Raw genomic sequence first — 23,073 nt, 5'->3', positions numbered from 1 at the left:
ATCTCCCATCCAGCGCAATAAAACCGCCAACTATCCCACGGCGCTGTGACAGCTTGATGAAATGAAGGCGAGTTCGTTTGATCTAGCCGAAACCGTCGCCCGCCGGGCAAGCTAGTCTGGACAAAGCCACCAGAGGTCCGCCATGCCGTCAACCGTCTATCTCGACACCTCCGTCATTTTGCACCTGACCGATCCGCCGAGCCCCAACCCGATCACCCGCGCCTGCCAGCAATTGACGCAACTCTGGTGGCATACGCGCTGCGTGCCGAGCATGACTTATGTCTCCGATCAGGTCACTGATGAACTGGAGCAGGGAGATCCACTACGACTGGCGATGCGCTTAAAAACAATTGCACCGTTGATCCGTCTGCCCGACAACAATCAGATAAAGAGTCGCGCTGAACTATTGATTCTGGGTGGCGGTCTAAAGGCCGTAGCAGGCGGCCCCTCACAACATATCGCGTATGCCGCATTGAACCGCAATGATATTTTGCTTACTTGGAATTGCCGCGACATCGCCAACGCGACCAAGCTGCCACTGCTTCGCTTCCTGATGGTCGCAAACGATTTAACCCTGCCGGAACTTGTAACGCCTTTTGAGTTAATGGAGAACAGTCATGAAAATCTATGGCAAAGAGATCCCGGCCGATTTGGAATTTCCTGAACTGGATAAACAAACCAAATCGGAGATCGATGCGCTACACGCGCAAATGCTGCGTGATGAGGAGAAACGGGCGGAATTCAGGGAGCGTCACAGAGACTGGTGCAGCAAGTCATTGACTTTGGAAGAGGCCTGGCAACATATGCATCCTGGCGCCGGACCGCGGCCGGCGCCCAGCGTGAACGTGGAGGTTCTCAGGAAGTTCTCGCCACGCCTACGCGCCATCTTTGCCTATATCTATCGCCAAGAAATCACTTACTAACTCAGTGCTTGTGGCCGCAGCCGGTGTGGTTCTTTGAGCCTGGCCCGGTCAGGGTGACACCGGTCTCGCGGCCGCTATCGCCTTCGAAGCCCGACGCGTGCAGGCGGTCCATGTAGTTAGCCCACAGCGCATCTTTTTCATTACCCAGCTTGTACAGGTAGTCCCAGGTGTACAAGCCCGTGTTGTGGCCATCGGTGAAGGTCGGTTGCACTGCGTAGTTGCCGACCGGGTCCATCGCCGCGATGCCCACTTCGCGCTTGCCCACCTGTAGCACCTCCTGCCCTTCGCCATGCCCCTTCACCTCGGCCGACGGCGAATACACGCGCAGCAGCTCGAACGGAATCGAGAACGAGGCGCCGTCGTCAAATTCGATGTCCAGCACTTTGGACTTGTTGTGGACGGTCAGGCCAGTAGGTTGCTTGCTCATTGCTTATGCTTTCAAACGTTCGATTATCGCGGCGTGCAGGGCCGGCAGCAGCGCGCGGCGCGCGGCCAGCACTTCCGGCGCCGACGAGCGCTGCGTAACAGCCCAGGTCGGATTAGGGAAGTGTGCATCGCCCACATAACGCGGAATCACATGCCAGTGCACATGAGGCGTCATATTACCAAAGCTGGCCAGGTTGATTTTTTCCGGCGCCATCACCGCGCGTTGTGCGGACTCGACGGCCCACACCAGCTCCATCACGCGGCTGCGTTCAGCCGGCGACAGATCGGTCATTTCCTTGACGTGGGCATTCCACACCACACGCGTGAAACCCGGATACTCGGCCTCGTCCACGGCGACCACCGACAGCTGGCGGTCGCCCCAGATCAAAGCCGCACCCGGCGCTTCCAGCAGCTTGCACAGGTCGCAGGCCATTACACCAGCACCCGCTCGATGCCGCCGTCGTTGGCGCGCTTGACGTAGTCGGCCATCCAGTTCTCGCCCAGCAGGTGCTTGGCGATCTCGACCACGATGTAGTCGGCCGTCGTGCCCGCGTCCTCGCCGTAGCGCGACACGCCACCCAGGCAGGCCGGGCAGCTGGTCAGGATCTTCACTTCGCCTTCGAAGCCGTCGGCGCGCAGCTTGTCGGCGCCCTTGATGACTTCCTCTTCCTTGCGGAAGCGCACCTGCGTCGAGATGTCGGGACGCGCGATCATCAGCGTGCCCGAATCGCCGCAGCAGCGGTCGTTCTTCTCGATCTTGACGTTGTCGTGCGTCTGGATCAGCGTGTTGACGGTCTTGGTCGCTTCCTGCAGCTTCATCGGCGTGTGGCAAGGCTCGTGGTACATATAGCGCGTGCCGGTCACGCCCTCCAGCCGGACCTGCTTTTCCATCAGGTACTCATGGATGTCCATGATGCGGCAGCCAGGGAAGATCTTGTCGAACTCGTAGGTCGCCAGCTGGTCGTAGCAGGTACCGCACGAGACCAGCACCGTCTTGATGTCCAGATAGTTGAGCGTGTTCGCCATGCGGTGGAACAGCACGCGGTTATCGGTCATCATCTTCTCGGCCTTGTCGTACTCGCCGGCGCCGCGCTGCGGATAACCGCAGCACAGATAGCCCGGCGGCAGCACGGTCTGCACGCCCACTTCCCACAGCATCGCCTGCGTAGCCAGACCCACCTGCGAGAACAGGCGCTCCGAGCCACAGCCAGGGAAGTAGAACACCGCTTCCGTATCGGCATTGGTGGCCTTGGGATTGCGGATGATAGGGATGACCTTGTCGTCCTCGATATCCAGCAAGGCGCGCGCGGTTTTCTTCGGCAGGCCGCCCGGCATTTTCTTGTTGATGAAGTGGATCACCTGCTCGCGCACCTTCGGCTTGCCCACCGTTGGAGGCGGCGCCTTGGTCTGCTTCTTGGCGAATTTCTTCAGCAAGTCATTGCCCAGGCGCTGGGCCTTGTAGCCGATGCCGACCATCGCCGCGCGGGTGGCGTTGATGGTGGCCGGATCAGTGGCGTTGAGGAAGAACATCGCCGCCGACTTGCCGGGATTGAAGCTCTTCTTGTCCATCTTGCGCAGCAGGTTGCGCATGTTCATCGACACGTCGCCGAAGTCGATGTTGACCGGACAGGGCGTGACGCATTTATGGCAGACCGTGCAGTGGTCGGCCACGTCCTCGAACTCTTCCCAGTGCTTGATCGAGATGCCGCGGCGGGTCTGCTCTTCGTACAGGAAGGCTTCGATCAGCGACGAGGTCGCGAGGATCTTGTCGCGCGGCGAGTACAGCAGGTTGGCGCGCGGCACGTGGGTCGAGCACACCGGTTTGCACTTGCCGCAACGCAGGCAGTCCTTGACGCTGTTGGCGATCTCGCCGATATCGCTTTGCTGCATGATCAGCGATTCGTGGCCCATCAGGCCGAACGACGGCGTGTAGGCGTTGGACAAATCGGCTTCCATGCCAGCCAGGTTCAACAGCTTGCCCTTGTTGAAGCGGCCTTCCGGATCGACCCGCAGCTTGTAGTCGCGGAACGGGCCGATTTCCTCTTCGGTCAGGAACTCCAGCTTGGTGATGCCGATGCCGTGCTCGCCCGAGATCACGCCGTTGAGCGAACGGGCCAGCTTCATGATGCGCGCGACGGCCTGGTGCGCCAGTTGCAGCATCTCGTAGTGATCCGAGTTGACCGGCAGGTTGGTGTGCACATTACCGTCGCCGGCGTGCATGTGCAGCGCCACGAACACGCGGCCGCGCAGCACGCGCTTGTGGATGGCGGTCGCTTCGTCGAGGATCAGCTTGTAGGCCGCGCCGTTGAAGATCTGCCGCAGCTGGGCGCGGATTTCCTGCTTCCACGTTACGCGGATGGTGCGGTCCTGCACCACGTCGAACAGCGTCGCGTCCGGCTGGGTCTTCAGGCGTTCTTCGAACACCGGCAGCAGGCGCTCCAGGCCCAGTTCGGCCAGTTGCGCGGTGACGGCGGTCAGCGGCTTGTCCAGCTCGGCCAGCAGGAAGGTCCAGCGCGCCGCCACCTGGGTCAGCAGCGCTTGCGCCTGCTCGGCGCGGTCGCCCATCATTTCTTCGTCGCCCACGCCGTCGTCGGCGTCGTCGCTCTTGCCGATCGGCAGATTGCCGGCCGCGAAGAACTGGTGCAGTTCATCGGCCAACTGCAGCTTGTTCTTGATCGACAGTTCGATGTTGATGCGCTCGATGCCGTCGGTGTACTCGCCCATGCGATTCAGCGGGATCACCACGTCTTCGTTGATCTTGAAGGCGTTGGTGTGCTTGGCGATGGCGGCGGTGCGGGCGCGGTCCAGCCAGAATTTCTTGCGCGCTTCCGGGCTGACGGCGACGAAGCCCTCGCCCACGCGGGTATTGGCGATGCGCACCACTTCCGAGGCGGCCATGGCGACGGCGTTTTCATCGTCGCCGACGATGTCGCCGAACAGCGCCATCTTCGGCAGCACGCCGCGTTTCGACTTGGTGGCGTAGCCGACCGCGCGCAGGTAGCGCTCGTCCAGATGCTCCAGGCCGGCCAGGCGCAGCGTGCTGAACTGCTCGCCCTTGGCCGGCAGGCCGTCCAGGTAATCCTTGATTTCGACGATCGATGGAATCGCGTCGCGCGCCTGGCCGAAGAACTCCAGGCAGACGGTGCGGGCGAACTTCGGCATCTTGTGCAGGATCCAGCGGCTCGACGTGATCAGGCCGTCGCAGCCCTCTTTCTGGATGCCCGGCAGGCCGGCCAGGAATTTGTCGGTGACGTCCTTGCCCAGGCCTTCCTTGCGGAACTTGCGGCCTTCGATTTCCAGCAGCTCGGTCTTGAACGGCTCGCCTTTCGATTCGCCGCGCGCGGTCGGATGGGTCCACTCCAGCTTGAAGCGGGCCAGCGGCGTATCGTGGATCTTCGACAGGTTGTGGTCGAGGCGGGTGACTTCCAGCCAGTCGCCGTTCGGGTCGACCATGCGCCACGAGGCCAGGTTGTCCAGCGCCGTGCCCCACAGTACGGCCTTCTTGCCGCCCGCGTTCATCGCGATATTGCCGCCGATGCAGGAAGCGTGGGCCGAGGTCGGATCGACCGCGAACACGAAGCCGGCCTTCTCGGCCGCTTCGGAAACCTTGTTGGTGATGACGCCGGCGCCGGTGTAGATGGTCGCGTATTCGCGGTCCAGGCCGGGCAGCACTTTCATTTCCACCGCGCCCATGTTGAGCAGCTTCTCGGTGTTGATCACCGCCGACATCGGCGTCAGCGGAATCGCGCCGCCGGTGTAGCCGGTGCCGCCGCCGCGCGGGATGATGGTCAGCCCCAGTTCGATACAGCCCTTGACCAGGCCGGCCATTTCTTCCTCGGTGTCCGGGGTCAGCACCACGAACGGATACTCGACGCGCCAGTCGGTGGCGTCGGTCACGTGCGAGATGCGCTTCATGCCGTCGAAGCAGATGTTGTGCTTGTCGGTGTAGCGGCCCAGCACCTTGTTGGTGCGCTTGCGCAGATCGTAGACCTGCTTGAATTCCTCGCCGAAGTCGGCCACCGCCTTGCCGGCCGCTCGCAGCAGCTTGGCGACGTTGACGCTGCGTTCACGCGCCGCTTCATCATCCTGATTCGCGCCGGTATCGTCGACCGTCAGGCGGCGCTTGTCCACCTCGGCCAGGCGGTGATGCAGCGCGTCGATCAGTTCCTGGCGGCGCTTCGGGTTGTCCAGCATGTCGTCCTGCAGATACGGATTGCGGCGGACGGCCCAGATATCGCCTAAGACCTCATACAGCATGCGCGCCGAACGGCCGGTCTGGCGGGCGCCGCGCAAGGCATCCAGCAAGCTCCACGACTCCTCGCCCAGCAGCCGGATGACGATCTCGCGATCGGAAAACGACGTGTAGTTATAAGGAATTTCACGAAGGCGCGTGGCCTCGGGACCGTGGGGCGTTTCCGCCAGCAAAGCTTGGATTTGTGCAGGGGCATTCATTGTGAGATTGGACTTGTAGACTGAACCCGGGAGGGTCATTCTAGCGTATTGCGGCGCACCACGCCGGAACAGCCTTAGGCGGCCAAGGGGCTATCCGGGTTGCAATAACCCGCCAAAAATTTGCAAAATCCGGCTTTTATTGGCAATAACGGATAAATACCCGATATAAAACTGAACGAAATTCATGCGCAAACGCATATGGCAATATGATAGCTTGCACCAAATTAGCCGAGCAATTGGCCTATCCTATGCCAAACCCCGTCCGGCACGTACAACAGCAGAGCGGTCATGGTCAGGTAGCGCAGCAATTTCCCGACCGCCATGTAGGCGATGCTGGGCCAGAAAGGTAGCCTGAGCCAACCGCCCAGGGTGCACAGCGGATCGCCGATGCCGGGCAGCCAGGCCAGCAGCATGGTCTTGGCGCCGTAGCGCTCCAGCCAGTGGAACCAGCGGCTCTTGCGCTCCCTGGAAAAAGTCTGCTTGGCCTGGTAGCCCATCCAGTAGTCGATCGCGCCGCCCAGCGTATTGCCGACGGTGGCGACGGCGATGACGCTCCAGAACAGGGCCGGGTTGGCCTTGATGACGGCAAACACCGCTGGTTCAGAGCCCAGCGGCAGCAAGGTGGCGGAGATCAGGCTGATGATAAAGACCGACGTCAGGCCCACTTCCGGCGCTGCCAGTACGTGCAGCAGCCAGGCGATTGCAGATTCGATCATCGGTTTCTTTGAGCGGAAGGAAAGGTGTCCATTATAATGAGTCGCACACCGCATGATTGAACCGTCCGGCCGCGCACCCATCCGCGCGCGGCCCGCGCCCCTGCTTCACCCGGTCACACGCCGGATAGTTAGCACTGAATGAGCAACGCCCCCTTGGGGTCCCGGAATCACTATGTTTGCAAACCATGACTATCGACTATCTGAAGAAAATCCTGACCGCGCGCGTCTACGACGTCGCTACTGAAACCCCGCTGGAACTCGCGCCGACCCTGTCGCAGCGCTTCGAGAACCGAATTTATTTCAAGCGCGAGGACATGCAGAGCGTGTTCAGCTTCAAGATTCGTGGCGCCTACAACAAGATGGCCCACCTGAGCGACGCCCAGCGCAAGCGCGGCGTGATCTGCGCCTCGGCCGGCAACCACGCCCAGGGCGTGGCGCTGTCGGCCGCGCGCATGGGTTGCCGCGCGGTCATCGTGATGCCGACCACCACCCCGCAGGTCAAGGTGGAAGCGGTCAAGGCGCGCGGCGGCGCCGATGTCGAGGTGGTGCTGCACGGCGAGTCCTATACCGACGCCTACAACCACGCGCTGTCGCTGGAGCAGGAACAGAAGCTGACCTTCGTCCACCCGTTCGACGATCCCGACGTGATCGCCGGCCAGGGCACCATCGGCATGGAAATCCTGCGCCAGCATTCCGGCCCCATCCACGCGATCTTCGTGCCGATCGGCGGCGGCGGCCTGATCTCCGGCATCGCCGCCTACGTCAAGCAGATCCGCCCGGACATCAAGATCATCGGCGTGCAAAGCCTCGATTCCGACGCCATGGCGCGCAGCGTCAAGGCTGGCGAGCGCGTGACGCTGTCCGACGTCGGCCTGTTCGCCGACGGCACCGCGGTGCGCCTGGCCGGCGAGGAAACCTTCCGCCTGGTCCAGCAGTACGTGGACGACATCATCCTGGTCGATACCGACGCCATCAGCGCGGCCATCAAGGATGTGTTCAGCGACACCCGTTCGATCCTGGAACCGTCCGGCGCGCTGGCCGTGGCCGGCGCCAAGGCCTATGTCGAGCGCGCCGCGCTGAGCAAGGACCCGATCAAGAACGAAACGCTGATCACCATCGCCAGCGGCGCCAATATGAACTTCGACCGCCTGCGCTTCGTCGCCGAGCGCGCCGAGCTGGGCGAAGCGCGCGAGGCGGTGTTCGCCGTCACCTTGCCGGAACAGCGCGGCAGCTTCAAGCGCTTCTGCGCGCTGGTCGGCCCGCGCAATGTGACCGAGTTCAACTACCGCATCAGCGACAAGGACGAGGCCCATGTATTCTGTGGCGTGCAGATCGCCGACCGCAGCGAATCGGGCGTGCTGGCCCGCACCTTCGAGCAGAACGAGTTCAGGACGCTGGACCTGACCCACGACGAGCTGGCCAAGGCCCACATCCGCCATCTGGTGGGCGGCAAGAGCGCGCTGGCCAAGGACGAGTTGCTGTACCGTTTCGAATTCCCCGAGCGTCCGGGCGCGCTGATGCGCTTCCTGAACTCGATGGCGCCGAACTGGAATATCTCGCTGTGCCACTACCGCAGCCAGGGCGGCGACGTCGGCCGCATCCTGATCGGCCTGCAGGTGCCGTCCGAGGAAATGGACCAGTTCGCGCAATTCCTGACCACCCTGGGCTACCGCTACTGGGATGAGAGCGCCAACCCGGTGTACAAGCTGTTCCTGGGCTAACCGCAGCACGACGGCATGGTTTGCGCTACCATGCCGTCCTTCACTGAAACACCATACATCGCCATGACCAACACCGTCGACTTGTCCCCACTGGGAAAAACCTCCGCCTACCGCACCGACTACGCACCGGAACTGCTGTTCCCGATCGCGCGCCAGGGCAAGCGCGACGAACTGGGCCTGACCGGCACCCTGCCCTTCTTCGGCGTCGACATCTGGAACGCCTACGAAATCTCGTGGCTGAACGCGCGCGGCAAGCCGCAGGTGGCGATCGCCCGCATCACCGTGCCGGCCGACTCGCCCAACATCATCGAATCGAAGTCCTTCAAGCTGTACCTGAACTCCTTCAACCAGACCCGCCTCGACAGCGTGGTCGCGCTGAAGAACCTGCTGCAACAGGATTTGTCGAACGGCTTCGGCGCCACCGTGCACATCTCGCTGACCCAGCCGGAGGAATTCGGCATGGTGGAAATGGGCGAGCTCGACGGCCTGCTGCTGGACCGCCTCGACATCGACGTCGATCACTACCATCCGGCGCCGGAGCTGCTCAAGGCGGCGCTGGACGAGGAACCGGTGGAGGAAAAACTGATCTCGCACCTGCTCAAGTCGAACTGCCTGGTCACTGGACAGCCGGACTGGGCCAGCGTGCAGATCCACTATGCCGGTCCGCAGATCGAGCAGGAAAGCCTGCTGCGCTACCTGATCGGTTTCCGCGAGCACAACGAGTTCCACGAGCAGTGCGTGGAGCGCATCTTCACCGACATCCTGCGCCAGTGCCAGCCTCAGCAGCTGTCGGTGTACGCCCGTTACACCCGGCGCGGCGGGCTGGACATCAACCCCTGGCGCAGCAACTTCAGCACAGCACAGAAACCGCCCAATCTTCGTGGCGCACGTCAATAAATCTGGTACTTTTTCCAATCAAACAGGAAAAATCAGGCGTATGATATGCAAATGGCGCGCCGTTGTTGACCACAGCGCGTCATACGGCCCCACCGGCCTGAAAACGCGCAAATAATCGGAAATTCGCCCCAGACCCTGGCGAAAAACCGGCGTTTTCCGTGATTTCTATTCAGAAATAGCGATTCCTTTCTTTGATGCATATCAATCCAGCCCGCGCGCCGGCTGGCCGACACTAGCGTAACAACGGGCGCGAGCGATTTCATGTTACATGGCGCAGAAACAAGCCTATAATTCTGCTCGCATGCCACCTTTGTGCGTTGCAACATTCTATGTCGCGTTATGAATAACCTTAGCAAAATACTCTCACTGGAAAACGTGCTGCTGGATCTGGAAGTCTCCAGCAAGAAGCGCGCTTTCGAGCAAGCCGGCCTGATCTTCGAGAACAACTGCGGTATCGCCCGCTCCACCGTGTCGGACAACCTGTTCGCGCGCGAGCGCCTGGGTTCGACCGGACTGGGCCATGGCGTCGCCGTTCCGCATGGCCGCATCAAGGGCATGAAAAGCCTGAAATCGCCGCTGGCGGCCTTCGTGCGCCTGGCCGAGCCGATCCCGTTCGAGTCGCCCGACGGCAAGCCGGTCAATCTGCTGTTTTTCCTGCTGATCCCGGACCACGTCACCCAGCAGCACCTGGAGATCCTGTCCGAGATCGCCGAGATGTTCTCCGACGACGCCTTCCGCACCGCGCTGAGCACGGATGCGGATCCGAAATCGGTGCACTCGCGCATCATCAACTGGATGCCTAGCTTGCAAGCTGCGGGTTGAGATTTTCTTGGTCGTCAGACAATAGGTTAAACTAGGCTCCAGTTCATCCTCATGTAAAGACGACCCATGCTGCAAACTCCGCTGACGATACAACGCCTCTACGACGACAATCGCGAAAGTTTGCAGCTAGGCTGGTTCGCCGGCTTCCCCGGCGGCGAACGCCTGATCTCCGGCGACGTCGCCTCGGCCGCCGACCAGGTCGGCCACCTGAACACCATCCACCCGGGCCGCATCCAGGTCTTCGGGCACCAGGAAATCAACTACTACCAGCGCCTGAAGTCGCTGACGCGCTCCCACGTCATCGGCGAGCTGATCGCCGGCGGCCCGCCGGCGCTGATCATCGCGCAGGGGCTGGAAACGCCGCCCGACATCCTCGCCATCTGCGACGAGAAAAACATTCCGCTGTTCTCCACGCCGCTGCCGGCCGCGCAAGTGATCGACTTCCTGCGCGTCTACCTGTCGAAAAAGCTGGCGCAGCGCATCATCATGCACGGCGTGTTCATGGACGTGCTGGGCGTGGGCGTACTGATTACCGGCGATTCCGGCCTGGGCAAAAGCGAGCTGGGCCTGGAACTGATTTCGCGTTCGCACGGTCTGGTGGCCGATGACGCGGTGGAGTTCTCGCGCATCGCGCCGAACATGATCGAGGGCCGCTGCCCGGCGCTGCTGCAGAACCTGCTGGAAGTGCGCGGGCTGGGGCTGCTGGACATCAAGGCCATCTTCGGCGAGACCGCCGTGCGCCGCAAGATGCGTTTGAAGCTGATCGTGCACCTGGTGCGGCGCGGCGCGGCCGACGAGGAAGTCGAGCGCCTGCCGTTCCAGTTCCCGACCGAGGACGTGCTGGGCCTGCCGATCCGCAAGGTGGTGATCCCGGTGGCGGCCGGCCGCAACATCGCGGTGCTGCTGGAAGCCGCGGTACGCAATACCATCCTGCAACTGCGCGGCATCGATACCTTGCAAGAGTTTATGGAAAGACAGAGACAGGCCATGAGCGGCGACTAAGCGTGTATTTTTCCACATCGTTGCGAAAACTAAACATGGTCATTATGGGCAAGTAAGCTCGGCCTGCGGTATCATCGGGGCCTATGCGCATCGTACTCATTACTGGTATTTCCGGCTCCGGCAAGTCCGTGGCCCTGAACGTCCTGGAAGACACGGGACACTATTGCGTCGACAATCTGCCGCCGGCCCTGCTCTCCAGCCTGGTGGACACGCTGGTTGCCGAAGGCCTGCAGGCGCTTGCCGTGGCGGTCGATGCGCGCAGCGCCGAATCGCTGGCCACGCTGCCGGCCGCCGTCGAACGGCTGCGCGACCAAGGCCACGACATCAAGGTCATGTTCCTGACCGCGAATACCCACTCGCTGGTGGCGCGCTTCTCGGAAACGCGGCGCAGCCATCCGCTGTCGCACGAATTGCGGCCGGGCCAGAATCCGTCGGCGCGCCGCACGCTGATCGAATGCATTTCGGAAGAGCGCGAGCGGCTGTCGGCCATCGAGCAGCTGGGCCATGTGATCGACACCTCGGAACTGAGCGCCAACAAGCTGCGCGCCTGGGTCAAGGACCTGGTGGCGATCGAGCGGGCGCCGCTGATCCTGTTCTTCGAATCGTTCGCCTTCAAGCTGGGCGTGCCGCTGGACGCCGACTTCGTGTTCGACGTGCGGGCGCTGCCGAATCCCTACTACGACCTGACCTTGCGCCCGCTGACCGGCCGCGACGCGCCGGTGATCGACTTCCTCAACGCCCAGCCGAGCGCGCTGGACTTGATGAACGACATCCGCGTCTTCATCGAGAAATGGCTGCCGTCCTTCAAGACCGACAACCGCAGCTACCTGACGGTGGCGGTGGGCTGCACCGGCGGCCAGCACCGCTCGGTCTACATGGCCGAGCAGCTGGCGGCCTACTTCCAGCAGTCCGAACGTGTCATCCTGCGCCACCGCGAGCAGGCATAGAGGAAAAATTTTTTCGCCAGCATGTCGATTCTGTGTGTCGTCACCCGTCGTAGGGATGAAGCACCGATAGTCCATTCCACCTTAACCAAGGAAGCGCTATGAACAAACAGATCATCCTCAACCTGCCCGTGAAAGACCTGGACAAATCCAGGGCCTTCTTTTCCGCTCTCGGCTTTAGCTTCGATCCCCGATTCAGCGGAGAAAACGCGGCGTTCATGAACATCGTCGACGGCGCCATTCAGGCCATGCTGACGACCGAACCCTTCTTCAAGTCCCTGATCGACAAGCCTCTCGCGAACGCCAGGGAAGCCAATGAAGTCGTCATTTGCCTGAGTTGCGAAAGCCGTGAAGAAGTGGACAGCCTGATCGCCAAGGCCCTTGCCGCCGGCGGCCGCATACCGCATCCACCAGAAGACCATGGCTTCATGTATGACCAGGGCTTCGAGGATATCGACGGCCACCTGTGGAACCTGGTCTGGTCGGCGCCGGAAGCCTGATCAGCGGCTCCAGTGCACCACTTCGATGGTATGGCCGTCGGGGTCCTTGATCATGGTGCCGAAGTAGCGCTCGTTGATGTCCGGCCGCAAGCCGGGCTCGCGCAGCACGGTCGCGCCCTGGCCCATCGCGGCATCGAAGAACTCCCTGGCCGCCTGCTGGCTGGGCGCGGAGACAGCCACATGGGTGCGATCGCCTGCCAACGCGCCCTCGGCCGCCGATGGGTAGAGGCAAAAACTCCAGACGCCGTCGGCGCCGTAAATCACCTGGGTGGCGTCGCTGTGCTGCAAGGTATAACCCAGCGGCGCGAAGCAGGCGGTGTAGAAATCCGTGGCGCGCGGCAGTGCGCGCGTGCCGATGGAAACGTGGTCGATCATGATGCGGTCCTCCTGAAGTTGGAAGGCCCATCATACTGAGCGGCCATGAGACAAAATTGCATACTTGCCCGTCCCGATGCAAGAATTACTCGATCTTCACAACGGCACTTTGGTCTCGAACTTGGCGCAGTTCATGGCCAGCAAGCTCTTGTAGTTGCTGACGTTGTTATTCGACGTGAACACGCGCCGCGTGAAAGCCTGGAACGCCTCCATCGACACCGCCGTCACCACCAGCATGAAGTCGAATTCCCCCGCTACTTCGTAGCAAGCCATGACGTCGGATTCTTCGCGCATCAGCGATTCGAACATTTTCAGCAGCGAGGTATTCTGCTGCTCCAGCTGTACCGTGACGAACGCGGTCAGCGGACGGCCGACGCGCACGCGGTCCACCAGCGCCACCTCCTTGACCAGCACGCCGCTGGCGCGCAACTGCGCGATGCGGCGCTGGCAGGTGGCGGCGGACGCATGCACCTGCTCGGCGATGCGCCGCAGCGGGATGGTGGCGTCCTCCTGCAGCAGGTTCAGTATCTGGATATCGAGTCGGTCCAGTTCCACGGCCATCGGCGTTTAGTCCAGGTGGCGCAGCGGGTGGGCGTAGTCCGGCCACACCGGCTGGAAGAAACGCTGCACCATGGCCTCGCTGACTTCTTCCAATGACGCAGGCTTCCATTGCGGCGCGTTGTCCTTGTCGATGACCAGCGCGCGCACGCCTTCGATCACTTCGCCGTCTTCGAAGTTGTGGCGCACCAGCGTGCGCTCCATGCGCAGGCAGTCGGCCACGTCCAATGCGGCGCCACGCTGCACCAGCTCGTGCGTCACGCACATCATCAGCGGCGAGCGGGTGGCCATCACTTGCAGCGTCTTTTGCGCGAAGGCGCTGTCGTCCGTCTTCAGCGAGGCAATGATGGCAGGCACCGAGCCGGCGCCGAAGTGGCGGTCGATGGCGGCGCGCTCGGCCGCCAGCTTGCTGTCGCCCGCCGCGGCCTTGAACGGCGCCGCGAAGGCGGCAATGGCCTCGGCCAGTTCCGCACCCGGCGTCGCCTCAAGCAGCGCCGACAGCGCCGCCATTTCGCTGCCCGGAACAAAGTGATCGGCCAGTCCCGCATGCAGTGCATCGGCGGCGCCGATGGTGACGCCGGTGACGCCCAGATAGCAGCCCAGCTTGCCCGGCGCGCGCGCCAGGAAATAGCTGCCGCCCACGTCCGGGAACAGGCCGATGTTCACTTCCGGCATGGCCATCCTGGTCCGCTCGGTGACGATGCGCACGCGGCAGTCAGGACCGCCCTGCGCCACGCCCATGCCGCCGCCCATGACCACGCCATCTATCAACGCGATGTACGGCTTCGGATAAAAATGGATCAGGTGATTGAGCGCATATTCCTCGGTGAAGAAATCCTCCACCAGCGCGCTGCCGCCCTGCGGCGTGGCGCGGCCGGCGTCGTAGAAGAAGCGGATGTCGCCGCCGGCGCAGAAGGCCTTTTCGCTGCTGCTGCGGATGACGACGGCGGCCACGCCGCTGTCGTCGCGCCACGCCATCAGCGCCTGCGTGATATCGCGCACCATCGCCAGCGACAAAGAGTTCAAGGCCTTGGGCCGGTCCAGTGTGATGAAGCCGGTTCCGTTGCTGACGCTGGTGTGGACGTATTCGCTCATGAGGTGCTTAGGGTGGTTGAGAAAACCCTATTCTACTGCGACTTGCCGGGCGCCAGATGCTCCAGCGGATTGGCCAGATTGAGGTCGCCGCCCAGGCGCGGCTGGAAGTTGGCCTTGGCCGGCATCAGCTCCGCCCTGCCCTCGTGCCGTGCGTAGAGGATGGCGAACGACATCTCGCTGGCATTGGCCCGCTCCTGCGCAAAGCCGGTGGCCTTCTCCATCGCCGACGGGTCTTGCGCGGCGGCCAGCGTGAACCGCATCAGCTGGTCCAGCTTGGCGGAATGCAGGTCCAGGATGGACGCGCTCATCACCAGCGGCACGGCCGCGAACACGTGGTAGTGCAAAGCCTTGGCCGCGCGCTCCATTTCCGCCGGCAGCGAACCGTCCGCCGCCACCTGCCCCATCGCATGCTCGAACACCTTGCGGCCCCAGGCCAGGTAGCGCTCGTCATGCGTGACGCCGCCCACCGCCGTCACCGCCAGGCCTTCCCAGTAGTAGTGGTTGTTGCGCGTGCCCTTGTGCGCGTCGGAATGCGCCATGGTGGCGTCGACCAGCATCTTGAACCAGGCTTCGATAGCTTGCTGCTGCGCCGGGGTGGCGGCCTGCTTGACGCGGGCGTAGCTCAGCGCCATGCCACCCAAAGTCCACTTGCGCACGTACCAGGCCTGTTCGCTGGACAGCTTGCCCAGCAAGGCCCGCTGTCCGGCCCAGCTCTCCAGCCAGCCCAGCGCGCAGGAGGCGCTGCCCTGGCTGGCGTTCTTCGCCACCTCGGCCAGGAAGTCGTCGATCGGCTTGGTGTTGGCGATATTGCGCGCCCGCAGCACCGGATCGATGACGGAGTGATGCGCATCCGAGTAATAACCGTTGGCGTCGATGTCGATCACGGCCGGCGGCGGCGTGGTGCACGCCATAGCGGCCGGAAAGGCCAGCGCCAGCAGCCATGCTGTAAATAGTTTAGCTCGTTTCATGCCACTCCCGTCCAAATTAGGAAAACGTTTACTCTAAACCATTTAGGCGCAAAAAAGGGCGCCTCTGCGCCCTTAGTTTGATGGTGCCGAGGCCGTTGTTATAGGGCGGCGGCAGCGGGTTCGTAGCTATCCGGGAGATGCTTGATCGCATCGTGGCCGTGCTCTTGGACCTTGGCTTTGTATTTCATGACCTGCCGATCCAGCTTGTCGATCAAGGTATCGATGGCGGCGTACAGGTCTTGCGACAGGCTTTCCACGTAGACGGTCTTGCCCGACATGCGCAGGTTAATTTCAGCCTTCTGGCGTTTCTCTTTCTCTTTGAGGTTATCTACAGTCAGGATGACAGCAATATCAATCACTTGATCAAAGTGGCGGGTGACGCGTTCCAGCTTGTTCTGCACGTATTCACGGATGGCCGAGGTCACTTCGAGATGATGTCCACTGATGGTGAGATTCATACACACTCCTAAAGATAATGTCGCTTCTTACGGTTAGTGCGGAGCCCATTACTGCCGGGCGCGCAGGAACCAAGTAACTACAAAGATTTACGGAGACTGACTGGCGGGATCTTCAACGCTTCGCGATATTTAGCAACAGTGCGTCGCGCAATCACCATGCCTTGTTCTCCCAGCATGTCCGCAATCTTACTGTCGGATAAAGGATTTTTCGGGTCTTCTGCTCCTGTCAATTGCACGATGAGTGCACGTATCGCCGTCGAACTTGCTTCCCCCCCCGCTTCGGTGGCGACATGGCTACCAAAGAAATATTTCAACTCAAACATGCCATGCGGGGTCAGCATATATTTTTGAGTTGTTACCCGAGAAATAGTGCTCTCGTGTAGTCCCAGTGTATCAGCAATTTCGCGAAGCACAAGGGGGCGCATGGCAACCGCGCCATGGGAGAAAAAGTTCTTTTGTCGTTCTACTATCGCTTGTGCAACGCGCAAAATCGTGTCGAAACGCTGGCGCATATTCTTGATCAGCCACTTCGCTTCCTGCAGCTGCGCGCCCATCGCGCCCTCGCCTTTTCCCTGCTTGAGCAGGTTGGCGTACATGGCGTTCACGCGCAGGCGCGGCATGACGTCGTTGTTCAGGCTCACTTGCCAGCCGTTGCGCGCTTTTTTGACGATCACGTCCGGCACCACGTAGTCCGACACGTCCGATGCGAACGCCGAACCCGGATGCGGATTGCACTGGCGGATGACGGTTTGTGCTTCGCGCAAATCTTCGTCGTCGCACAGCAGCGCCTTCTTCAATTTATTGAAATCGCGCTGGGCAAACCAGGTCAAATGATTTTCAACAATCGCCAGCGCCATGCGCCGCGTCACCATCGGAATCGCCGGCAGGCGCTTGATTTGCAGCGCCAGGCATTCGGACGCGTTGCGCGCGCCCACCCCCATCGGATCGAAGCTTTGCAGCATCGACAAGGCGGTCTGCAATTCGTCGAGCTCCAGTTCCAGCTCTTCCGGCAGGCGCGCCAGGATTTCTTCCAGCGATTCTTCGAGGTAGCCGTTTTCGTCCAGCGCGTCGATGATCAACTCGACCAGCGCGCGGTCACGCATCTCCAGCACCGTCACCCGCATCTGCTCCATCAGGTGCTCGCGCAGCGTGCAGTGGCTGGCCTCCAGCTGAGGACGCGAGTCCTCGTCGTCGGGCGCCTTGCTGCGGCCGGCGTCGCTCCAGTCGACGTCGGCGTCGCTGCTGGTGCTCTCGGTGTCGGCGGCCGGGCCGTCGTAGTTGTCGGCGTCGGCGGCCGGCGCCTCTTGCGCGTTGGGCGGGCCTTCCGGCGGCGCGTCGCCGACCGGGGCTTGCTGGCTGATGGCGCCGTCCGACAGCAGCCGCAGCGAGCGGTCCAGCGGGTCGTCGAGGCGCTCCAGCAGCGGATTATCGGTCAGCAGCTGTTCCAGTTCCTGGTGCAGCTCCAGCGTCGACAGTTGCAGCAGCCGGATCGACTGCTGCAATTGCGGTGTCAGCGCGAGGTGCTGCGACGTGCGCAGTTGCAAAGACTGTTTCATGGGTTTTACATACGGAAGTGTTCACCCAGATACACGCGACGCACCGATTCGTTGGCGATGATGTCGTCTGGCCGGCCTGAAGCCAATACCGTGCCCTGGTTGATGATATATGCGCGGTCGCAGATGCCCAGCGTCTCGCGCACATTGTGATCGGTAATGAGGACGCCGATGCCGCGTTCCTTGAGGAAGCGCACGATGCGCTGGATCTCAATCACGGCGATCGGGTCGACCCCGGCGAATGGTTCGTCGAGCAGCACGAAGCGCGGGTTGGTCGCCAGTGCGCGCGCGATCTCCACGCGGCGGCGCTCGCCGCCGGACAGCGACAGCGCCTGGTTCTCGCGCAGCTTTTCGATCTGCAAATCGGCCAGCAGGGTATTGAGCCGTTCATCAATGGCAGCCTTGGATAAAGGCTTGCCGTCCACTTTCTGGATTTCGAGGACGGCGCGGATATTTTCTTCCACCGTCAGCTTGCGGAACACCGACGCTTCCTGTGGCAGGTAGGACAAGCCGAGCGAGGCGCGGCGGTGGATCGGCAGCGAGGAGATGTCGGTGCCGCTGATATCGATGCTGCCGGCGTCTGACGGCACCAGGCCGACGATCATGTAGAACGAGGTGGTCTTGCCGGCGCCGTTGGGACCGAGCAGGCCCACCACTTCGCCGCATTCGACTTGCAGGGACACGTCATGCACGACCTGGCGCTTGCCGTAAGTCTTTTGCAGGCCTTTGACGATCAGGGTGCTACCGCAGGAAGATTCCATGCTTATTTCCCCGGCGTCGGCACAGGCGCCGGCGTTGCGGCCGGCACCGCCAGCTTGCTCGACGGCTGCAGCACCATGGTGCCGCGTCCGCCGCCCGGCTTGCTGTCGCCGGTGGGGGTGTTCTTGACCTCGAACACTTCCTTGCGGCTGTCGTAGGAAATGAATTCGCTGTCGACCTGGCTGCTCGGCTTGTTACCTTCCAGGCGCTTGACCTGGGCCTTGGCGAACAGCTTGACCAGCTCGGTCTTGTTGTCGTATTCGATACGGTCGGCCTGGCCTTCGACCCATTGGTCGCCGGCGCCGTCGAGCTTCTGGCGGAAGGTGGCCTGCACGCCGGCGCCGCCGGTCAGCACCACGTACTGGTAGCCCTGCGGATCTTCGGTCACCACCGCCTTGGGCGATTTCATCAGCAGCGTGCCGCGCGTCAGCACGACGTTGCCGAGGAAAGTCTTGATCTGCTTGACGTCGTCGGCGTCGGCCTGATCGAAGGAGATCTGGGTCGGCTTGCTGGAGTCGGCCTTTTCGGCGCGCGCCGGGGCGATCGCCGCGACGACGGCCAGCAGCAGCGCCGCCGGCAGGATCACGCGTTTCATTACCATGTCTTTCATTTTCATTTCCTCATTTTGCCGCGTGCGGCGGCATCGTAATCGTTCCGCGTCCGCCCAGTTGCACTTGCAGCGTCGCGTTGTTGGCCTTCATGCCGTTGCCGTTGGCGACGGTGGTGCCCAGGTGCAGTTCGACCGGGGCGTCGGTTTCCATCCGTTGCTCGTCCGGGAACACGGTCAGCGTCGGGGCCGTCATGCGCATGGCCTGCGCCTTGGGCGAGGCCGGACGCACCACGTCCACATTACCATTGAGTTTGACGCGCGTATTGCCCTGATCGACATGGGCGGTGTCGGCGTGGATATTCATCGGCGGCTGGTCGCCGGACAGGCTTTGCACATGCGGCTTGTCGATGTCGGACGAGTCGTCGATCGGCCGGTGGGTCAGCTTGTCGCCGGAAACGATATAGGCCGGCTGGCCGGCCTTGTTCATGCGTACCATGCTGAAGCGGTCGATGATGTAGTCCGGCTCGTTGCGATGCTGGTCGGTCCGCTCTTGCTGGCCGGCCTGGTTGACCACCTGCACCAGCCAGAAGCTGCCGACGGCGACAAACACGCCGACCAGCATGATGACGGTCAGCTGCCAGCGATGGGCTGTTTTTTTACGCATGCCAGGTCCCCGTCACACCAGGAATTGCGCCATCACGCGCTCGTACGTGCCCTGCGCGTGCAGCAGCAGTTCGCACACTTCGCGCACCGCGCCGCGGCCGCCGGCGGCCACCGTGGTGTGGTGGGCGCGTTCCAGCACTTCGGCGCGGCCGTTCGGCACGGCGACGGCGAAACCGACGCGCGTCAAGATCGGCAGGTCGACCACGTCGTCGCCGATGAAGCCGACCTGGTCGGCGGTGAGGCCGGTCTTTTCCAGCAGCGCCTTGAACGGGGTCAGCTTGTCGTGGCCGCCCTGGTGCAGGTGGACGATGCCGAGGTCGGCCGCGCGCTTGATCACTTGCGGCGAAGTGCGCGCGCTGATGATGGCGGTCTGCACGCCGGATTCCTGCAGCAGCTTGATGCCCAGGCCGTCGTGCACGTTGAAGGTCTTCAGCGCCTCGCCCTCGGCGCCATAGTGCAGGCTGCCGTCGGTCAGCACGCCGTCGACGTCGAAGATCATCAGCTTGACGCGCGCGGCGCGTTCCACATAAGTCAAATCCGTCATCAGATCACCTTGGCGCGGGTCAGGTCGTGGATGTGCAGCGCGCCGACCAGCTTGCCGTCGGCGTCGGTCACCAGCATCTGGTTGATGCGGAACTGTTCCATCACGGCCACGGCGTCGACCGCCAGTTTTTCCGGCGAAATGCTGCGCGGGTTGGCGTGCATCACGTCGCGGATCACGACCTTGGTGAAGTCCTGGACTTTCTCGATCATGCGGCGCAGGTCGCCGTCGGTGAACACGCCGATCGGCTTGTCGTCGGCGTCGACCACGGCGGTCATGCCCATGCCCTTTTGCGTGATTTCCAGCAGCGCGTCGGTCAGCTTGACGTCGGCGGTGACTTTCGGCACCGCGTCGCCGCTGCGCATGACGTCGCGCACGTGGGTCAGCAGGCGGCGGCCCAGCGCGCCGCCCGGATGGGAGCGGGCGAAATCCTCTTCCTTGAAGCCGCGCAGGTCCAGCAGCGCGACGGCGATGGCGTCGCCCAGCGCCAGCGTGACGGTGGTCGAGGTGGTCGGCGCCAGGTTCATCGGGCAGGCTTCCTTGGCCACGGCCACGTTCAGGTGCACGTCGGCGATCTCGGCCAGGCTGGAGCCCGGCTTGCCGGTCATGGCGATGACCTTGCTGCCCATGCGCTTGACCACCGGCAGGATGGTCATCAGCTCGGCGCTTTCGCCGGAATACGAGATTGCAATAAAGGCATCGTCGGCGGTGACCATGCCGAGGTCGCCGTGGGCCGCTTCGGCCGGGTGCACGAACAAGGCCGGGGTGCCGGTCGAGGCCAGGGTGGCGGCGATCTTGCGGCCGATATGGCCGGACTTGCCGATGCCGGACACGACAACGCGGCCCTTGCAGTTCAGCAGCAATTCGATGGCCTGCACCACGCTGTCGTCAGCGTCCAGGCGGGCGTTCAGGGCGGCGATCGCCTCTGCTTCGTTCTGCAGGGTGTCGCGGGCCAGCCGCAACGCATGCGCGGCCATATTTGCGTCAAAAGCTTTCAGCATTGTTTTTTCATGGGTTACACTCATGCCCAAGTATAGCCGAATTGAGAAAGCAAAAAACTTGCCAGTCACAACATAACGCCCCCGCCGGCCCACAAACAACGAAATTATATTTACTGGCTATGTTGATATGACGTTTTCACCTTTGGAATTAACATTGTTGTTGCTGGGGAGCGCGGTGCTGGGCGTCGTCGCTTTCCGCATGATGCATTTGCCGCCGATGCTGGGCTACCTGGCGGTCGGCATCCTGATCGGCCCCCACGCGCTGGGGCTGGCCGAGTCGAGCGAGGCCTTCCACTCGCTGGCCGAATTCGGCGTGGTATTCCTGATGTTCTCCATCGGGCTGGAATTCTCCCTCCCCAAATTAATGGCCATGCGCGGCATCGTGTTCGGGCTGGGCATGGCGCAGGTGGTGCTGACCATCGCCGCCACCATGGTGTTCGGCTGGGCCATCGCCACGCAACTGCCCTCGGGCATCCATATCAGCTGGCAAGCCTCGTTCGCGCTGGGCGGCGCGCTGGCCATGTCGTCGACCGCCATCGTGTCAAAAATGCTGACGGAACGGCTGGAACTGGAGAGCGAGCACGGCCGCAAGATCATCGGCATCCTGCTGTTCCAGGATCTGGCCGTGGTGCCGCTGCTGATCCTGATTCCGTCGCTGGGCCAGCGGCCGGACGCGCTGGTCGAGACGCTGGCCTGGGCCGGCGTCAAGGCCGTGATCGTGCTGGCGCTGCTGCTGTTCTTCGGCCAGAAGCTGGTGCGCGGCTGGTTCACCGTGGTGGTCAAGCGGCGCTCGCAGGAACTGTTCATGCTGAACCTGCTGCTGATCACGCTGGGCGCAGCCTGGATCACCGAGCGCGCCGGCCTGTCGCTCGCGCTGGGCGCCTTCGTGGCCGGCATGCTGATTTCCGAGACCGAGTACAAGCATCAGGTGGAAGAGGACATCAAGCCCTTCCGCGACGTGCTGCTGGGACTGTTCTTCATCACCATCGGCATGCTGCTCAATGTGCAAATGGTGATGGCGCACTGGTGGCTGGTGCTGGTGCTGCTGGCGGGACCGGTGTTGATGAAGTTCGCGCTGATCGCCGGCCTGGCCAAGCTGTTCGGCGCCTCGGACGGCGTGTCGATGCGCACCGGCCTGGCGCTGGCGCAGGCGGGCGAGTTCGGCTTCGTGCTGTTGAACCTGGCGGGCGGCAGTCATCTGATGGATCCGTTCATCATCCAGGTGGTGCTGGCGTCGATGGTGCTGTCGATGCTGGTGGCGCCGTTCATCATCTCCAAGTCGGACCAGATCGTCATGAAGGTGTCGAGCAACGAGTGGATGATGCAGTCGCTGGCGCTGACCAAGATCGCCAGCCGCACCATGTCCACCAACAAACACGTGATCGTGTGCGGCTTCGGCCGCAGCGGGCAAAGCCTGGCGACCTTGCTGGGCGAAGAAAATATCGACTACCACGCGCTGGACCTGGATCCGGAACGGGTGCAGGAGGCGCAGACCGCCGGCCGTCACGTTTCCTATGGCGACGCGGCGCGGCGCGAGAGCCTGGTAGCCGCCGGCATCTACCGCGCCAGCGCGGTGGTGATCACCTACGCCAGCACGGCGTCGGCGTTGAAGGTGCTGCACCTGGTGCACGAACTGGCGCCGGCCCTGCCGGTGATCGTGCGCTCCCACGACGACACCGACCTCGACCGATTGAAAGCGGCAGGCGCGGCGGAAGTGGTGCCGGAACTGATGGAGGGCAGCCTGATGCTGGCCTCGCACGCGCTGGTGATGCTGGGCGTGCCCTTGCGGCGCGTGGTGCACCGGGTGCAGACGGCGCGCGAAGAACGCTACGCCTCGCTGCGCGGCTACTTCCACGGCGCCAGCGACGCCGGCGAGGAGGCCGATCTGGAGCGTTTGCACTCGGTCACGCTTAGCGGCAGCGCGGTCAGCGTGGGCAAGGCCTTGAGCGAGATCGACGTGGCCGGCGCGGGCGCCGAAGTGAGCAGCATCCGCCGCGGCAAGGGCCGGCTGGACGTGACGCCGGACATCGTGCTGGAAGCGGGCGATGTGGTGGTATTGCGCGGTACAGCCGAAGCCGTCAACCGCGCCGAGCAGCGCCTGCTGCGTTAAACATCGGGGTCAAGTCTGACATTCGGACACGAGCTCTGC

24 protein-coding genes are annotated in these 23,073 nt (G+C 62.7%); 9 read left to right on the top strand and 15 right to left on the bottom strand.

Features of this window, described 5'->3' with window-relative positions; genetic code table 11:
- Positions 1-142 precede the first annotated feature (142 nt).
- Complete coding sequence (locus D0T21_RS31845; RefSeq protein ID WP_147328173.1) at positions 143-664, top strand: type II toxin-antitoxin system VapC family toxin; 522 nt, start codon at positions 143-145, stop codon at positions 662-664.
- Positions 618-923: a hypothetical protein gene (locus D0T21_RS26395; RefSeq protein WP_116992728.1), complete on the top strand. Its 306-nt coding sequence runs from the start codon at positions 618-620 to the stop codon at positions 921-923. The genes D0T21_RS31845 and D0T21_RS26395 overlap by 47 nt, the downstream gene beginning before the upstream one ends.
- A gap of 1 nt (position 924) precedes the next feature.
- Here D0T21_RS26395 and D0T21_RS26390 read toward each other — a convergent pair whose 3' ends face one another.
- From D0T21_RS26390 to D0T21_RS26375, 4 genes are all read right to left on the bottom strand, one after another.
- A complete protein-coding gene (locus D0T21_RS26390) occupies positions 925-1,350 on the bottom strand; it encodes a gamma-butyrobetaine hydroxylase-like domain-containing protein (protein WP_116992729.1) in 426 nt (141 codons plus the stop codon).
- Between the two features lie 3 nt (positions 1,351-1,353).
- Positions 1,354-1,782, bottom strand: coding sequence for an HIT family protein (locus D0T21_RS26385; protein ID WP_116992730.1), 429 nt, complete (start codon positions 1,780-1,782; stop codon positions 1,354-1,356).
- The gene (locus D0T21_RS26380) at positions 1,782-5,801 is read right to left on the bottom strand and encodes an FAD/FMN-binding oxidoreductase (protein WP_116992731.1); all 4,020 of its coding nucleotides are present in this window, start codon (positions 5,799-5,801) and stop codon (positions 1,782-1,784) included. Before D0T21_RS26380 ends, D0T21_RS26385 begins: the two co-directional genes overlap by 1 nt.
- A gap of 224 nt (positions 5,802-6,025) precedes the next feature.
- Positions 6,026-6,517: a YqaA family protein gene (locus D0T21_RS26375; RefSeq protein ID WP_116992732.1), complete on the bottom strand. Its 492-nt coding sequence runs from the start codon at positions 6,515-6,517 to the stop codon at positions 6,026-6,028.
- Positions 6,518-6,702: 185 nt separating this feature from the next.
- Here D0T21_RS26375 and ilvA point away from each other — a divergent pair, with 185 nt between their 5' ends.
- The 6 genes from ilvA (at position 6,703) to D0T21_RS26345 (ending at position 12,403) form a co-directional block, all read left to right on the top strand.
- On the top strand, positions 6,703-8,238 hold the full coding sequence (gene ilvA, locus D0T21_RS26370) for a threonine ammonia-lyase, biosynthetic (protein ID WP_116992733.1): 1,536 nt from the start codon (positions 6,703-6,705) through the stop codon (positions 8,236-8,238).
- A gap of 63 nt (positions 8,239-8,301) precedes the next feature.
- Positions 8,302-9,135, top strand: coding sequence for an NADPH-dependent 7-cyano-7-deazaguanine reductase QueF (gene queF, locus D0T21_RS26365; RefSeq protein ID WP_116992734.1), 834 nt, complete (start codon positions 8,302-8,304; stop codon positions 9,133-9,135).
- Between the two features lie 339 nt (positions 9,136-9,474).
- Positions 9,475-9,957: a PTS sugar transporter subunit IIA gene (locus tag D0T21_RS26360; RefSeq protein WP_020704458.1), complete on the top strand. Its 483-nt coding sequence runs from the start codon at positions 9,475-9,477 to the stop codon at positions 9,955-9,957.
- Positions 9,958-10,023: 66 nt separating this feature from the next.
- Positions 10,024-10,959: an HPr(Ser) kinase/phosphatase gene (gene hprK / locus D0T21_RS26355; RefSeq protein WP_116992735.1), complete on the top strand. Its 936-nt coding sequence runs from the start codon at positions 10,024-10,026 to the stop codon at positions 10,957-10,959.
- Positions 10,960-11,042: 83 nt separating this feature from the next.
- Positions 11,043-11,906 (top strand): RNase adapter RapZ, encoded by an 864-nt coding sequence (gene rapZ / locus D0T21_RS26350; protein ID WP_116992736.1) that lies wholly within the window; start codon positions 11,043-11,045, stop codon positions 11,904-11,906.
- Between the two features lie 98 nt (positions 11,907-12,004).
- Entirely contained in the window at positions 12,005-12,403 is a 399-nt protein-coding gene (locus D0T21_RS26345; RefSeq protein WP_116992737.1) for a VOC family protein, read from the top strand.
- On the opposite strand, the gene D0T21_RS26340 is transcribed toward D0T21_RS26345, so the two are convergent.
- The 11 genes from D0T21_RS26340 to D0T21_RS26290 form a co-directional block, all read right to left on the bottom strand.
- Entirely contained in the window at positions 12,404-12,778 is a 375-nt protein-coding gene (locus tag D0T21_RS26340) for a VOC family protein (protein WP_116992738.1), read from the bottom strand.
- A gap of 96 nt (positions 12,779-12,874) precedes the next feature.
- The gene (locus tag D0T21_RS26335) at positions 12,875-13,333 is read right to left on the bottom strand and encodes an Lrp/AsnC family transcriptional regulator (RefSeq protein ID WP_116992825.1); all 459 of its coding nucleotides are present in this window, start codon (positions 13,331-13,333) and stop codon (positions 12,875-12,877) included.
- Between the two features lie 12 nt (positions 13,334-13,345).
- Complete coding sequence (locus tag D0T21_RS26330) at positions 13,346-14,431, bottom strand: enoyl-CoA hydratase/isomerase family protein (RefSeq protein WP_116992739.1); 1,086 nt, start codon at positions 14,429-14,431, stop codon at positions 13,346-13,348.
- A 32-nt stretch (positions 14,432-14,463) separates the two neighbouring features.
- A complete protein-coding gene (locus D0T21_RS26325) occupies positions 14,464-15,399 on the bottom strand; it encodes an alginate lyase family protein (protein WP_116992740.1) in 936 nt (311 codons plus the stop codon).
- A gap of 98 nt (positions 15,400-15,497) precedes the next feature.
- Entirely contained in the window at positions 15,498-15,857 is a 360-nt protein-coding gene (gene hpf / locus D0T21_RS26320; RefSeq protein WP_026334892.1) for a ribosome hibernation-promoting factor, HPF/YfiA family, read from the bottom strand.
- Between the two features lie 77 nt (positions 15,858-15,934).
- Positions 15,935-17,413, bottom strand: coding sequence for an RNA polymerase factor sigma-54 (locus D0T21_RS26315; protein WP_116992741.1), 1,479 nt, complete (start codon positions 17,411-17,413; stop codon positions 15,935-15,937).
- A gap of 5 nt (positions 17,414-17,418) precedes the next feature.
- Positions 17,419-18,171, bottom strand: a complete 753-nt coding sequence (gene lptB, locus D0T21_RS26310; protein WP_116992742.1) for an LPS export ABC transporter ATP-binding protein — start codon at positions 18,169-18,171, stop codon at positions 17,419-17,421.
- Positions 18,172-18,173: 2 nt separating this feature from the next.
- A complete protein-coding gene (gene lptA, locus D0T21_RS26305) occupies positions 18,174-18,779 on the bottom strand; it encodes a lipopolysaccharide transport periplasmic protein LptA (RefSeq protein WP_307720731.1) in 606 nt (201 codons plus the stop codon).
- A 10-nt stretch (positions 18,780-18,789) separates the two neighbouring features.
- A complete protein-coding gene (lptC, locus tag D0T21_RS26300; protein ID WP_116992743.1) occupies positions 18,790-19,383 on the bottom strand; it encodes an LPS export ABC transporter periplasmic protein LptC in 594 nt (197 codons plus the stop codon).
- Positions 19,384-19,395: 12 nt separating this feature from the next.
- Entirely contained in the window at positions 19,396-19,926 is a 531-nt protein-coding gene (locus tag D0T21_RS26295; protein ID WP_116992744.1) for an HAD family hydrolase, read from the bottom strand.
- The gene (locus tag D0T21_RS26290; RefSeq protein WP_116992745.1) at positions 19,926-20,924 is read right to left on the bottom strand and encodes an SIS domain-containing protein; all 999 of its coding nucleotides are present in this window, start codon (positions 20,922-20,924) and stop codon (positions 19,926-19,928) included. The genes D0T21_RS26295 and D0T21_RS26290 overlap by 1 nt, the downstream gene beginning before the upstream one ends.
- A 127-nt stretch (positions 20,925-21,051) precedes the next feature.
- Between D0T21_RS26290 and D0T21_RS26285 the strand changes: the two genes are divergently transcribed.
- Positions 21,052-23,034: a monovalent cation:proton antiporter family protein gene (locus tag D0T21_RS26285; RefSeq protein ID WP_116992746.1), complete on the top strand. Its 1,983-nt coding sequence runs from the start codon at positions 21,052-21,054 to the stop codon at positions 23,032-23,034.
- Positions 23,035-23,073 lie beyond the last annotated feature (39 nt).

The sequence above is a fragment of the Duganella sp. BJB476 genome, from assembly GCF_003416895.1.
Lineage (GTDB): Bacteria > Pseudomonadota > Gammaproteobacteria > Burkholderiales > Burkholderiaceae_D > Rugamonas.
This window is presented reverse-complemented; position numbering and strand designations above follow the sequence as displayed.

What these genes read in the sequence shown, in the direction of transcription:
- D0T21_RS26315 (WP_116992741.1), bottom strand. Translation starts at nt 17,413, where the DNA reads ATGAAACAGTCTTTGCAACTGCGCACGTCGCAGCACCTCGCGCTGACA.
- D0T21_RS31845 (WP_147328173.1), top strand. Translation starts at nt 143, where the DNA reads ATGCCGTCAACCGTCTATCTCGACACCTCCGTCATTTTGCACCTGACC.
- queF (WP_116992734.1), top strand. Translation starts at nt 8,302, where the DNA reads ATGACCAACACCGTCGACTTGTCCCCACTGGGAAAAACCTCCGCCTAC.
- rapZ (WP_116992736.1), top strand. Translation starts at nt 11,043, where the DNA reads ATGCGCATCGTACTCATTACTGGTATTTCCGGCTCCGGCAAGTCCGTG.
- hprK (WP_116992735.1), top strand. Translation starts at nt 10,024, where the DNA reads ATGCTGCAAACTCCGCTGACGATACAACGCCTCTACGACGACAATCGC.
- hpf (WP_026334892.1), bottom strand. Translation starts at nt 15,857, where the DNA reads ATGAATCTCACCATCAGTGGACATCATCTCGAAGTGACCTCGGCCATC.
- D0T21_RS26360 (WP_020704458.1), top strand. Translation starts at nt 9,475, where the DNA reads ATGAATAACCTTAGCAAAATACTCTCACTGGAAAACGTGCTGCTGGAT.
- D0T21_RS26345 (WP_116992737.1), top strand. Translation starts at nt 12,005, where the DNA reads ATGAACAAACAGATCATCCTCAACCTGCCCGTGAAAGACCTGGACAAA.
- D0T21_RS26380 (WP_116992731.1), bottom strand. Translation starts at nt 5,801, where the DNA reads ATGAATGCCCCTGCACAAATCCAAGCTTTGCTGGCGGAAACGCCCCAC.
- D0T21_RS26325 (WP_116992740.1), bottom strand. Translation starts at nt 15,399, where the DNA reads ATGAAACGAGCTAAACTATTTACAGCATGGCTGCTGGCGCTGGCCTTT.
- D0T21_RS26295 (WP_116992744.1), bottom strand. Translation starts at nt 19,926, where the DNA reads ATGACGGATTTGACTTATGTGGAACGCGCCGCGCGCGTCAAGCTGATG.
- D0T21_RS26330 (WP_116992739.1), bottom strand. Translation starts at nt 14,431, where the DNA reads ATGAGCGAATACGTCCACACCAGCGTCAGCAACGGAACCGGCTTCATC.
- D0T21_RS26285 (WP_116992746.1), top strand. Translation starts at nt 21,052, where the DNA reads ATGACGTTTTCACCTTTGGAATTAACATTGTTGTTGCTGGGGAGCGCG.
- lptA (WP_307720731.1), bottom strand. Translation starts at nt 18,779, where the DNA reads ATGAAAGACATGGTAATGAAACGCGTGATCCTGCCGGCGGCGCTGCTG.
- D0T21_RS26290 (WP_116992745.1), bottom strand. Translation starts at nt 20,924, where the DNA reads ATGCTGAAAGCTTTTGACGCAAATATGGCCGCGCATGCGTTGCGGCTG.
- D0T21_RS26375 (WP_116992732.1), bottom strand. Translation starts at nt 6,517, where the DNA reads ATGATCGAATCTGCAATCGCCTGGCTGCTGCACGTACTGGCAGCGCCG.
- ilvA (WP_116992733.1), top strand. Translation starts at nt 6,703, where the DNA reads ATGACTATCGACTATCTGAAGAAAATCCTGACCGCGCGCGTCTACGAC.
- D0T21_RS26395 (WP_116992728.1), top strand. Translation starts at nt 618, where the DNA reads ATGAAAATCTATGGCAAAGAGATCCCGGCCGATTTGGAATTTCCTGAA.
- lptB (WP_116992742.1), bottom strand. Translation starts at nt 18,171, where the DNA reads ATGGAATCTTCCTGCGGTAGCACCCTGATCGTCAAAGGCCTGCAAAAG.
- D0T21_RS26385 (WP_116992730.1), bottom strand. Translation starts at nt 1,782, where the DNA reads ATGGCCTGCGACCTGTGCAAGCTGCTGGAAGCGCCGGGTGCGGCTTTG.
- D0T21_RS26390 (WP_116992729.1), bottom strand. Translation starts at nt 1,350, where the DNA reads ATGAGCAAGCAACCTACTGGCCTGACCGTCCACAACAAGTCCAAAGTG.
- D0T21_RS26340 (WP_116992738.1), bottom strand. Translation starts at nt 12,778, where the DNA reads ATGATCGACCACGTTTCCATCGGCACGCGCGCACTGCCGCGCGCCACG.
- lptC (WP_116992743.1), bottom strand. Translation starts at nt 19,383, where the DNA reads ATGCGTAAAAAAACAGCCCATCGCTGGCAGCTGACCGTCATCATGCTG.